The following is a 12,090-nucleotide window of genomic DNA, read 5'->3' as shown; positions in this document are numbered from 1 at the left end:
TCATGTCAAAATTTTGCTCATTTCTTTTATGTCAAGTCAGATAAGGCCGCCTTCTTTCTGTACCCGTTGGTTTGCATAAATCTGTTCCTGCCTTTTCCAGAATTTTGTTCCCGGTGGCCGCGCATGACACTGGTAAGCATCTCGTCGCCGGTTGCGAGCCGGCATGGCAACGGCATTGCCACTTCGGTCCTTTCCTGGGTTGTCAAGGATGCGTCGGCGCGGACACAACGTTGGTTCAATCGCGTCCACGGGGAACAGTGTCATGCAAATTTCCTTGAAGCAATTTTGTTCTCAGCATGTCGGCGGGGCGCAACTGGCGGCCCGATAATCAGGAACAAAATTCTGCAAACCAGCGCTTCTCGATTGAAGTTGCTTTCGCAACCTTCCGCGATCCGAATTCCCAGAGCTCCATCGGCCACTTACAGTAAGCCGGTGCGTTCTCGACGCCACACTGGCTCAATGCAAAATGCGCGCGCATCTGCAATTCCAGCACTCCTTTCATCGGCCTTTCCCAGCCGCCGCCCAGCCTCTCTGCATCGCCTCCACTAGCTGCTTCCACAAGAACTCCGCCGCAGGCGACAGGCGCCGGCCAACCCGGCGTATCACCTGACTGCTGAAGTCGCGTGCAATCGGATGATCGATTTCAAGCGCAACGAGTTTGCCCGCGTCGAGATATTGCCGCGCGGCATCGGTCGACATGAACGCGACACCAAGACCCGCCGCCGCGATCGCCTGCGCCGCGGCGAACATATCGCACCGGTAAGGCGGCGACAGGCTGAGCCGCTCCGCGCGAATGATCGAGTCGACGTACTGTTGAGCGCCGAAACGCGGTGGCATGAAAATCAGGCGGGCATCGGCAAGCTGCTCGAAGCGGATGCGTTGAAGTCCCGCCAACGGATGACGCGGGCTCACGAACGCACAGAACGGCGCGGCACGAAATGTGCGCGAACGTATCGACGGGTCCTTCGCCCCGCCCGCGTATAGGCCAAGATCGACCTCGTCGGTGCGAACCATCGCGATGATTTCGGACGTCGCACCTGTATGCAGATCGACGACGATATCTGGAAACTGCGCGCTAAAACGCTCGAGCACGATCGCCAGCAGATTGCCGACGAACCCCTCCCCACACCCGATACCGATCCGTCCGCGCCGCAGCCCCCGATAATCCTCCAGTTGCGCCAGCATCTCGGCGTCGCGGCGCTGGCTTTCACGAAAGTGATCGACGAGACTCAGGCCGATTTCCGTGAGCGTCACGCGCCGGCCCTGCCGCTCGAGCAGCGCAACACCGTGCGCGCGCTCCAGTTGCTTGACCTGCCGGCTGATCACCGACGCATTGATGCCGAGCGCATCCGCCGCCGCCCGCACGCCACCCTGCACGGCGATTTCATGCAGATAGCGGAGGCTGCGCAGGCTCAGGGCGCCTTGTTGAGAGATATCGGCGTCGTTTGACATGTTTTCTGGACCGTTGACATTCAAGTCAACATTATCGACCTTGAGACGTCATTGATCGCACGTTTTTGCAGCGAAATACTGACGCTTCGCTTTCCATATGTACGTCAATCCAATGGCCGATACCCAACAATTTTGCACGCTCGACGAAACCCGCGACCTGAACGACGAACTGCGCGGCATTCGTCACCGTTTGCACCAGCACCCTGAGCTGGCTTACCAGGAGTTCCAGACATCGGATCTTGTCGCCGAAGCGCTCGAAAGCTGGGGCTACGAAGTGACACGTGGTCTGGGCGGAACGGGCATGGTCGCATCGCTGAAGTCCGGAACGGGGTCGCGGGCCGTTGCCGTACGCGCCGATATGGACGCGCTGCCCATCACCGAGGCCACGGGCCTGCCCTATGCCAGCGCTCACCCAGGCAAGATGCACGCATGCGGTCACGACGGTCACACGGCGATGGTCCTTGGGGCAGCGCTGCACCTGGCGCGCACACGCCGCTTTGACGGAACCGTCCATCTCGTCTTCCAGCCCGCCGAGGAAATCGGCTCGGATAGCGGCGCACAACGCATGATCGCCGACGGTCTGTTCGAGCGCTTCCCTTGCGAGGCCATCTTCGGCCTGCACAACCATCCCGGTGCACCGACGGGTACGTTCATGTTCCGCAGCGGTCCGTTCATGGCCGCATGCGATACCGTCGACATCACGATCCACGGCCGCGGCGGTCACGCTGCGCGCCCCCATCTCACCACCGATCCACTCGTGATCGGTGCAGGACTCGTGACTGCGCTACAGACCGTCGTGTCGCGCAACGTCGATCCGATGCAACCCGCCGTGGTCACGATCGGAGCGTTCAATGCGGGACACGCACCCAATGTGATCCCTGAAACGGCACGCCTTCAGTTGAGCGTGCGCTCGTTCGATCCGGACGTGCGCAAGCTGCTCGAAACACGCATCCGCGCGCTCGCAAACGCGCATGCGCAAGCGCACGGCGCCAGCGTCGATATCGACTATGTGCCGGGCTATCCAGTGCTCGTCAACAGCGTGCAAGAGACTGAATTCGCGTTGCAGGTCGCACGCGAACTGGTGGGCGACGAACACGTGGTCGATGGCTTTGGTCAGATCGCAGGCAGCGAGGACTTCGCCTTTTACCTGCTGGAGAAGCCGGGCTGCTTCCTGCGCGTGGGCAATGGCATGGACACACCCATGCTGCACAACGCGAAGTACGACTTCAACGACGACAATCTGACGGTCGGCGCCGCATTCTGGACGCGACTGGTCGAGCGGTTTCTTGTGTCGAACGTCTGAACGCGCGTCAGAAAGCGCAGACGGAATCATCATAAATACGCCTACGGCGAGGACCTAAACCATGTCAACCCAGCCTCTTACGTCGTCCAGCACGACCGCGGTTTCGCAGACCCGCATTGTCGTGGCGGCCGTCATCGGCAATCTGCTTGAATTCTTCGATTTCACGGTCTACAGCTTTTTCGCGCTGACCATCGCAAAGCTTTTCTTTCCGTCGCAAGATCCCATCGTGTCGACACTGCCGGCATTGTCGGCGTTCGCGATCGGCTTCGTGGCCAGGCCCGTCGGTGGCTTCATGCTCGGCCATTACGCGGACAAGCACGGGCGCCGGGCCGCGCTCACGCTGACGATCTTCCTGATGGCCGTCGGCTCCGCAGCGATCGGTCTCGCGCCGACCTACGAGACGATCGGCATCGCCGCGCCCGCGTTGATCGTGATAGCGCGCCTCGTGCAGGGTTTTGCGCAAGGCGGAGAGTTTGGCGCGGCCACCGCGACGCTGCTGGAAACCGGCTCCGCAAAAGGGCGTGGCTTTCGCGCAAGCTGGCAACTGGCAAGCCAGGGTGCGGCCGCCCTGCTCGGCTCGGGCATGGCTGCGTTGCTCACCTATCAATTGACTGGTCCGCAACTGCTCGATTGGGGATGGCGCGTTCCGTTTCTGGCCGGCACGCTGATCATGCCCGTGGGCGTGTATCTGCGCCGGCATATCGTGGACGACGAGCCCATCAAAACAGAGCGCTCGCGCTTCGAACCGACCCTCGTGCGCAAATGGTTTTTGACCGTCTTTGCGATCATGGGCATGACGGTCGCGACCTACGTTCTGATGTACTACATCCCGACCTATTCGATTCAGTATCTGAAGATGCCGCCCAAGCTGTCGATGCTGGTCTCGATCGGCGCCGCATGTGTCTCGCTGATCATGTGCCCGATCTGGGGCGCACTGTCGGATCGCATGGGCCGTAGAAAACCGCTGACCGTGTTCGGACGCGTGGTGCTGATCGCGCTGCTGTATCCCGCGTTCTGGCTGATGAACCAGTTTCCGACGCTGCCGGTCGTCATCGGCCTGATCGTCCTTTTGATGTTCTTCTACACGATGGGTTCGGCGCCTGCATATGCGCTCATGCCGGAAAACTTTCCGAAGCATGTGCGCGCAGGCTATCTGGCAAGCGCGTATGCCGTGGCGGTGTCGGTGTTCGGCGGCACGGCGCAACTCGTCGTCGCGTGGCTCATCAAGGTGACGGGCAATACGATGGCGCCGGCATGGTACATGATCGCGTGCGTTGTCATTTCGCTCGGTGCCGTGATGATGCTCGAAGAAACCGGCGGACGCGATCTGGCGTGATTGTGTCGCAACTGGTCGCGGGTTTCTCAAGGCTGCTGAATTTGCCTGAAGTCGTTTGTGGGTATGACTTTCGCCGATTTCTGCCGGATCCGCTAGAATTCCCGATCTTTGGCGGTCGATAATGGCGCAAAGCCAGCAACGGCAACGGATTCCAACGGAATTGAGCCTCGGGCAGTTCGAACAATTTGTCTTGCCGCACCTCACGGCAGAAAGCCGCGGACCGGCATCCAAACTGACCGCGCACGCGATCTTCAACTACATCCTGAAACTGCTTTACCTGGGTTGCCAATGGAAGGCGCTGCCGATTGCAATGGATCGGCACGGCAGGCCGGAGATCCACTACACAAGCATCTATCGGGCCTTTCGCCGCTGGCAGGCATGCGAATGTTTTGACGCTGTCTTCCTCGCGTCGGTCGTGCGGCTTAGCCACGACCAGTTGCTGGACACCAGCATCATCCATGGCGACGGTACCACGACGGCGGCGAAAAAAAGGCGGCGACAACATTGGCTTCAGCGGCCACAGGAACATGAAGGATGACAAGGTCGTTGCCTTCTGCGACCGGAACTGCAATGTGATTGCGCCGTTCGTGCCAGCACCAGGGTGCCAGCACCAGGCAATCGCAACGAATCGCCACTGCTGCGTGACGCGCTGCCGCGGGTGATACAGATTGCCCGTGAAGCAAACCTGGACCTGCGTGACAGCGTGGTCAGCCTGGACGGCGTCTACGATTGTCGCGCCAACCGCAAGGCGATATTCAACCGCGCGATGGTGCCCAACATCAATCCGAACCCGCGCGGCAGGAAACGTACGAAGCGAGGTCGCAAGCCGCTGTTCGATCGGACCATTTTTAAGGAGCGGTTTCGTACGATCGAGCGCGTGTTCCCGTGGGAGACACCCATTAGCGGGCCCGCGTCAAGCGAGCAATCCACATCCCCGGCTGCGCGAGCAGCCGTTTCCCAGTTTCAGCACCCGAATGTATCGTCTCATGACCTCGACACACTAAAATTCTGACAGGCTCAGTCCCGCGGGCTTTTGCGCCGACGTATTCGCGCGCCAAGTCAGTGCTTGACGACTCCGGTCGCCGCCTTGTCGGTGGCTTGCTCGGCAACGGGCGCCGCCTCCGGCTCTTCCTCCGGCAGTGGCTCGGGCACACGCTCGAGCACGCACTCGAGCACCTTGTCGATCCAGCGCACCGGAACGATCTCGATGGCGTTCTTGACGTTATCGGGGATCTCGGTCAAGTCCTTGACGTTCTCTTCCGGGATCAGCACGAGCTTGATGCCGCCGCGGTGAGCCGCGAGCAGCTTCTCCTTGAGCCCGCCGATCGGCAGGACTTCGCCGCGCAACGTGATCTCGCCCGTCATCGCCACATCGGCGCGTACGGGAATGCCCGTCAGCACCGATACCAGCGCCGTGGTCATTGCGATACCGGCCGAAGGACCATCCTTCGGCGTTGCCCCTTCAGGCACGTGAATATGGATGTCCTGCTTCTCGAACGCCTCGTCCTTGATGCCGAGGCGCCGCGAACGTGAGCGCACCACCGAGCGCGCCGCATCCACGGATTCCTTCATCACATCGCCGAGTGACCCCGTGCGGATGACGTTGCCCTTGCCCGGCATCACTGCCGCTTCGATCGTTAGCAGATCGCCACCGACCTCCGTCCAGGCAAGACCCGTGACCTGTCCGATCTGGTTCTGCTTGGCCGCGAGACCGAAGTCGTACTTGCGCACGCCGAGGAACGTGCCGAGGCTGCCGCTGTCGACCTTGACTGCACCTTTGGCCTTCTTCAGCAGCAGCATCTTCACGACTTTGCGGCAGATCTTCGACACTTCCCGCTCGAGCGAACGCACGCCTGCTTCGCGCGTGTAGTAGCGAATGATGTCGCGGATCGCCACTTCGGCGACCTCGATCTCGCCCTCCTTCAGGCCGCTGTTCTTCTTCTGCTTCGGCACCAGGTAACGCTGGGCGATGCTGACCTTCTCGTCTTCGGTGTAGCCCGACAGACGGATCACTTCCATCCGGTCGAGCAACGGCGGCGGAATGTTCAGCGAGTTCGACGTGGCGACGAACATCACGTCCGACAGGTCGAAGTCGACCTCGACGTAGTGATCGGCGAACGTGTGGTTCTGCTCCGGGTCGAGTACCTCAAGCAATGCCGAAGAGGGATCGCCGCCGAAATCCATCCCCATCTTGTCGACTTCGTCGAGCAGGAAAAGCGGATTGCGCACGCCGACTTTCGTCAGGCTCTGCAGAATCTTGCCCGGCATCGAGCCGATATAGGTGCGGCGGTGACCACGGATCTCGGCTTCGTCACGCACGCCGCCGAGCGCCATGCGCACGAACTTGCGATTGGTTGCGCGTCCAATCGATTGGCCGAGCGACGTCTTGCCGACGCCCGGAGGCCCGACGAGGCACAGAATCGGCGCCTTCACCTTGTCGACACGTTGCTGCACCGCGAGGTACTCGAGAATGCGCTCCTTCACCTTCTCGAGCCCGAAGTGGTCTTCATCGAGCACGCGCTCTGCGTTCGAGAGATCGTTGTTGACCTTGCTCTTTTTGCGCCACGGCAAGCCGATCAATGTGTCGATGTAGTTGCGCACGACGGGCGCTTCGGCCGACATCGGCGACATCAGTTTGAGCTTCTTCAGCTCGGCATCGGCCTTCTTCTTGGCTTCCTTCGGCATGCGCGCGGCTTCGATCCGCTTTTCGAGCTCCTCGAGATCCGCGCCTTCCTCGCCTTCGCCAAGCTCCTTCTGGATCGCCTTGACCTGCTCGTTCAGGTAGTACTCGCGCTGGCTCTTTTCCATCTGATCCTTCACGCGCCCGCGGATGCGCTTCTCGACCTGCAGGATGTCGATCTCCGCTTCGAGCTGCGCGAGCAGATGCTCGATACGTTCGACGACCGGGAACATTTCGAGGATGTGCTGTTTCTGGTCGAGCTTGAGCGGCAGGTGCGCGGCAATCGTATCGGCGAGCCGGCCCGCTTCATCGATGCCCGCCAACGACGTCAGAATCTCCGGCGGGATCTTCTTGTTCAGCTTCACGCACTGATCGAACTGCGAAACGATCGCACGGCGCAGCGCCTCGGTTTCGGCACTGTCCGCGTGGTCGGGCTCGAGCGGCATGACTTTGCACGAAAACTGCGTTCCCTGCTCTTCGATCGACAACGCCTTGGCGCGCTGCAGCCCCTCGACGAGCACTTTCACCGTGCCGTCGGGCAGCTTCAGCATCTGCAGGATGTTAGCGATACATCCCACGTCATACATGTCCTTTTCGGTCGGCTCGTCTTGCGCCGCCGTCTTTTGTGCGACAAGCATGATCTGCTTGCTGCCCTCCATCGCCACCTCGAGCGCCTTGATCGACTTCGGCCGGCCCACGAACAGCGGGATGACCATATGCGGGAAAACCACAACATCCCGCAACGGCAGCAGGGGGAGCGTCGTGCGCTCGGAACGAAGGTGCTGGGTTCCTGACATTTTCATTTCCGTATGAGTGGCGCATCTACCGCCAAGTGCAGTTTGGTGCTCAGTCCGCCTCGCGAACGTCCGAGCGCTTGTGGACCGTTAGCAGGCTGCAAATCCGCTCATTCGCCGGTCATTTTGGCGAAGCACACGGACCTGCATTGGTCGGGAGCGCCATTGTTCGAGCGCGTTCATGTCAGCAGCCCCCGCGTTGATCTCCGACGGCGATGATGATGTTCGCGTCCATCTTCCGCAGTTCTGCCGACGTCGGATCATCTCGGCGAAGCTCGACCAAATCTCTTGCGTTCGTGCTCATCGTGGCCCTGACTGGATATAGATGCGGCTAAGGTCAACAGTCCGGCGATACACGTTCTTATTCAGCCAGGGAACGAGCGTGTACTCGTCTTACGCACTGCTACCGATATAAATCGAGTTATGTAGAACTCTTAACATGGCTGCCACTCAAATGAATCTACCGCCCATGGCATCAAGGTAGGCTGACGACTGAAAGAAAGCAATTCTACGAACGGTTGCCGCATTCATACGTGAGTATGCTTCGAGTGGCCCCGGAAGCGAGTGTTCAGCCCCAACCTGGCCGTGCGGTCGCTGGGGCGCGTATCGACGGAAAACATTCGCGACGTTAGCTTCACCGTGTACCTGGAAGGTCCGCCTGGACAATTCCTGGGCGGCAAGCAACGGCTCGACGCACCGCAGGTACCGTCCGTCCCAACCATCCTCGCGCTGGACATGGATCAGCCATGTACTATCCGGAGTTTTCATGGCCGGATACTGTTGCTCTTTGTGCCACGCGCCCTGGTCGAAAAGGGCGTTCCCCGACGCCGCAGCCCTGCATGGCCGCCAGGTCCAAGCCACAACCCCCGTGACGCCCATGCTGATAGCACATCTAGTGGCGCTCAATCGATAAATCGTCGGCCTGAGCAAAGACGAGGCACATCAGCCCGTTCTTAGCGCAGTCGGCCCGCTGGCCGCGGCTTTCAGCCGACAAGCGGGCCTTTCCGGCAACGCCCACGCTGCGGTGCGGGCAGCTGCGTACGGACAAGTGCGACGCTACGTCCAGGCCAAGCTGCACGACCCGGATTTGTCGCCTGACAGCGTGTTGGCGTCGCTCCATTTTTCGCGCGCCAGCGTGTACCGCCTATTCGAGCATGAAGGCGGCCTGGCCGCTTATATCGCCAGTCGCAGGCTGCGAAAGGCGGCGGATGAACTGGTCCGCTTTCCGCATCTTGAAGTGGGGGACATCGCCGCGGGGCTTGATTTCAATAGTGCGTCGAGCTTTACGCGTGCATTCCGTCGCGCCTTTGATGTGGCGCCGCGGGACTTGCACGGGTATGGCCCGTGGGATCTTCCAGATAAACGCGCGCAAGAACGTTGAACACGTGGTCGCTACTCGGCTGCGACTGAGCGGCAATCCGGCTGCGACTTTCGAAGTCACGTTGTGCGGGGTATAGCCGAGGCGTCAATCGGCAGGAACCGTTAAGGTTTATTCGATGCCTGCCATCGGCCGCAGGAATGTGCATGCCTCGGCGCGTGTTGGCAGGCGTCGAATAAACCCGATGGAGGAAACCGCGGAGTGCTCCGATGCGCTCGGAGCTTCACGGCTATGGCGATTGATAGGCCAGGGTGTTCAGCGGTGCCGGCCGCCTCGATCAGTCGCCGCACTTCATCGGGACTGAGCACGACGGGCAATATGCGGGGCACGCGCACCGGTTGCGTCCTGACCATCAGCTCGGGCCGGTCGAGCGTGACTGTGAAGAAGAACTTCAGGCCGGTGATCGCGTGGTTCAGCGATACGGCCGATGTGCCGTGGTCGACCCGATACAGCTGGTAGCGGCGCAGGTCCTCGACGGGGGCCGTGTGAGGTGAGCGCCCGAGAAACCGAGCGAACTCACGCACGATGTGCAGGTACTCGATTCCACACACGCACGTGCGGCGCACGCTCACGGTACGCGCCGATCTCGAACAGGTACGCGTGCTCGATGGCGCCGAGATCATTGCGCACCACGTTCGCAGTTTCGATCGCGGCGCGCAAATCGAAGAGCCCGTTCACATCGAGACACTGGTCGGCGTCAAACGCGAGGCCCGTCATCATCGCGGCATGGACCGCCTGGCCAAGGCTGCACCCGCCAGTCAGGATCTGCTGCGCCGCGCGGCCGAACGCAATGCGAACCTGGGCACCATCACGGCGTCGTTGCTGCGCCTGCTTGAACGCTACGGTGCCGCGCAATTGCAGGCCGCGATCGGCGATGCGCTCGAAAGCGGTGTGCCGCACCCGAATGCCGTGCGCCTGGCGCTGGAGCGCCGTCGCGAAGCGCGTCAATTACCCCCGCCGCTGGCCGTATGCCTGCCGCCACACGTACGCCAGAAGGACACGCCGGTTCAACCCCACCGGCTCGATACCTACGACCAACTTGCCGGAGGCTCCGATGAGCTCGCTTGAATCATTGCGTACGCGCGCGCAGGAATTGCGTTTGCACGGGCTGCTTGCCCACTGGCCCGAAGTTGCGCATGAGCCGCGGGTCGCGCCGCTGGTGCAGTGGGAGGAAGACGAACGGGCGCGCCGATCACTCGAGCGGCGCATCAAGGAAGCGCATCTGGGTGGCTTCAAGGCGTTGTGCGACTTCGAATGGAGTTGGCCGTCGCGGTGTGATCGCGGCGCCATCGAAGAGCTGATGACGCTGGGGTTCCTGAAGGACGCAGCCAACGTCGTGCTCATCGGCCCGAACGGCGTGGGCAAATCGACGTTGGCCAGGAACGTCGCGCATCAGGCGCTCGTGCATGGGCACACGGTACTGTTCACTACCGCGGGAAACATGTTGGGCGAACTCGCGGCACTCGATAGCGATTCAACTGCCGCGCGTCAAACAAGATGAGAGGTCTCTCATCCAGATTGTCGCGCCACACCCGATGCAGGTAGACCTTCAGGCCTTCGTCGAACCGGAACACGGCATCCTCCCCAGCATCTGGACCACGGCGGTCAGTTCGTCGATGCTCGCCTCGCCGAGATCAAACTCGACGCCGTTGGACAGTCGCACATGCAGTGCGAGCGTCAGCGATGGCGATGGTGACGGCGATGGCGATGGCGATGGCGATGGCGACGGCGATGGCGACGGCGACGGCGGTGCGATTGGCAGTGCTGGTGGTGCTGCAACGACAGGCACGAATGCCGTGGGCGAGGCGACAGGTGGGGAGCGTTTGCGCGAACCTGGAATGTCAATGGGCGCGCCATCAATCACCGCGAGCGCGCCCTCCAGTACGATTTCCTCCGGGGCATGCGGACGTTCCTGTTCGCCGGTAGCATCATCCTGCGATGCCGGCGAGATGCCTTTCTCGCGCTCCAGCAGGTACTTCGTGATCCACTTGCGTAGCAGGTTGGCGTTGATCCCGTGCTCCTGCGCCAGGCGGGCAACCGACACGCCAGAACGCAGCGCTTCCTCAACGAGCGCACGCTTGCCTTTATCGTCGTAACGACGGCGACCGTCGCTGCTGCGTCGAACTACTCTTAACTCTGGATCTTTGTCAGCCATAGGTGTCCACCTCCGAATAGGTGGACACCTATGCTCTTCGCTCCTGTCCCCAGCGGCTAGACGCCGAAAATGGATCGCTTACGGCCTGTCGTTCCACGTCACGCATGACGCGACTAACCCGGGAGCGCAGCGTGCGCAGTGCCTTTCTCATTCGTTTGAACTGCTTCACGTGCGCGTAGCGGCCAATCTGCAATGCAAGCCGTGTTGCTTCCCGATTGTAGTTCTGCCTGAGCTTCAGTCCGTGCCGCGCTGCGGCCTTCACCAGATGTTCGCGACGCCGCCGACGCGAGAAACGAATTGTTCAGGGGCGACTACGTACGGTTCTGTGGGCGGCTGGTGGTGAAATTCCACCGGCCGACCCGGCAAAATCAGTTCGAATTCCTCACGGCGTAGCCGACGGGACGCGAAATAACCAGTGTTCACGCACGACGGCCAAGCATCCACGAGGGTTCGATCTCTTGCATTGCACAGTCGTTACCCCCGGCCGAGGCCGTAAAACACGGTGACAATGGTTCCATCGGCTTCCAGGACGATCAGGCGCAACAGTTTGGCCGGTTCGACCCGGTCGGAGCTGATAGCCGCGTTCAATGCTCCCTGGACTCCTCGATGCATACACACGTATGAGAGCCCTATGCTCACGGAGGACTGCGGCAACCGTTCGTAGAATGGTTTTCTTTGGGTCGTCCGCCTATCTTGATTCCATGGGCGGTGCGACTCTGTTTGAGAGGCGGCCATGTTCAACGTTCTGCATAACTGGATTTTTATCGGTAGCAACGCGTACGACGAGTACACCTTCGTCCCGTGGCTGAACAGGAACATCTATCGAAGAACAGTGGAGCTGAGCCCCATTCGCATCCAATAGCAGTTGATCAAGCAAATCCGGATAAGGACGGCAAGCTCATCACGCTCATCCGTGTGCGTCGAGGGATCGCGCTTGCAATCCTTTCCTCCGCGACGTTAACGGTAGTTGGTGCGTGCTTCCATCCGGCGCC

General features: G+C 60.9%; 10 protein-coding genes and 3 pseudogenes. 7 read left to right on the top strand and 6 right to left on the bottom strand.

Features of this window, described 5'->3' with window-relative positions; genetic code table 11:
- Window positions 1-328: 328 nt before the first annotated feature.
- Entirely contained in the window at window positions 329-502 is a 174-nt protein-coding gene (locus OKW39_RS41690; RefSeq protein ID WP_429565329.1) for a hypothetical protein, read from the bottom strand.
- Window positions 499-1,452: a LysR family transcriptional regulator gene (locus OKW39_RS41685; protein WP_429565328.1), complete on the bottom strand. Its 954-nt coding sequence runs from the start codon at window positions 1,450-1,452 to the stop codon at window positions 499-501. Before OKW39_RS41685 ends, OKW39_RS41690 begins: the two co-directional genes overlap by 4 nt.
- A 112-nt stretch (window positions 1,453-1,564) precedes the next feature.
- On the opposite strand from OKW39_RS41685, the gene OKW39_RS41680 reads away from it, so the two are divergent.
- From OKW39_RS41680 to OKW39_RS41665, 4 genes are all read left to right on the top strand, one after another.
- Window positions 1,565-2,755: a M20 aminoacylase family protein gene (locus tag OKW39_RS41680; protein WP_429565327.1), complete on the top strand. Its 1,191-nt coding sequence runs from the start codon at window positions 1,565-1,567 to the stop codon at window positions 2,753-2,755.
- Between the two features lie 61 nt (window positions 2,756-2,816).
- The gene (locus OKW39_RS41675) at window positions 2,817-4,091 is read left to right on the top strand and encodes an MFS transporter (protein ID WP_429565326.1); all 1,275 of its coding nucleotides are present in this window, start codon (window positions 2,817-2,819) and stop codon (window positions 4,089-4,091) included.
- A gap of 121 nt (window positions 4,092-4,212) precedes the next feature.
- Window positions 4,213-4,629, top strand: a complete 417-nt coding sequence (locus tag OKW39_RS41670) for a transposase (RefSeq protein ID WP_429565325.1) — start codon at window positions 4,213-4,215, stop codon at window positions 4,627-4,629.
- Window positions 4,630-4,692: 63 nt separating this feature from the next.
- Entirely contained in the window at window positions 4,693-5,103 is a 411-nt protein-coding gene (locus tag OKW39_RS41665) for a hypothetical protein (RefSeq protein ID WP_429565324.1), read from the top strand.
- Window positions 5,104-5,150: 47 nt separating this feature from the next.
- Here OKW39_RS41665 and lon read toward each other — a convergent pair whose 3' ends face one another.
- Entirely contained in the window at window positions 5,151-7,568 is a 2,418-nt protein-coding gene (gene lon, locus OKW39_RS41660) for an endopeptidase La (protein ID WP_429565323.1), read from the bottom strand.
- Between the two features lie 1,045 nt (window positions 7,569-8,613).
- Here lon and OKW39_RS41655 point away from each other — a divergent pair.
- Window positions 8,614-8,946, top strand: coding sequence for a helix-turn-helix transcriptional regulator (locus OKW39_RS41655; protein ID WP_429565322.1), 333 nt, complete (start codon window positions 8,614-8,616; stop codon window positions 8,944-8,946).
- Between the two features lie 209 nt (window positions 8,947-9,155).
- Here OKW39_RS41655 and OKW39_RS41650 read toward each other — a convergent pair.
- Window positions 9,156-9,479 (bottom strand): annotated as a pseudogene (locus OKW39_RS41650) (phage integrase N-terminal SAM-like domain-containing protein); the annotation flags it as partial.
- Between OKW39_RS41650 and OKW39_RS41645 the strand changes: the two are divergent.
- Both OKW39_RS41645 and OKW39_RS41640 read left to right on the top strand, forming a co-directional pair.
- On the top strand, window positions 9,469-10,011 hold the full coding sequence (locus OKW39_RS41645; protein ID WP_429565321.1) for a Mu transposase domain-containing protein: 543 nt from the start codon (window positions 9,469-9,471) through the stop codon (window positions 10,009-10,011). The pseudogene OKW39_RS41650 and the gene OKW39_RS41645 sit on opposite strands and share 11 nt — an antisense overlap.
- A pseudogene (locus tag OKW39_RS41640) lies at window positions 9,998-10,435 on the top strand (ATP-binding protein); the annotation flags it as partial. The gene OKW39_RS41645 and the pseudogene OKW39_RS41640, both read left to right, overlap by 14 nt.
- 57 nt (window positions 10,436-10,492) lie before the next feature.
- Here the strand turns inward: OKW39_RS41640 and OKW39_RS41635 are convergent.
- Window positions 10,493-11,098, bottom strand: coding sequence for a transposase (locus OKW39_RS41635; protein ID WP_429565320.1), 606 nt, complete (start codon window positions 11,096-11,098; stop codon window positions 10,493-10,495).
- Window positions 11,099-11,183: 85 nt separating this feature from the next.
- Window positions 11,184-11,378 (bottom strand): annotated as a pseudogene (locus OKW39_RS41630) (IS5/IS1182 family transposase); the annotation flags it as partial.
- Window positions 11,379-12,090 lie beyond the last annotated feature (712 nt).

The organism is Paraburkholderia sp. MM6662-R1 (assembly GCF_050436245.1).
Classification (GTDB): Bacteria; Pseudomonadota; Gammaproteobacteria; order Burkholderiales; family Burkholderiaceae; genus Paraburkholderia; species Paraburkholderia tuberum.
This window is presented reverse-complemented; position numbering and strand designations above follow the sequence as displayed.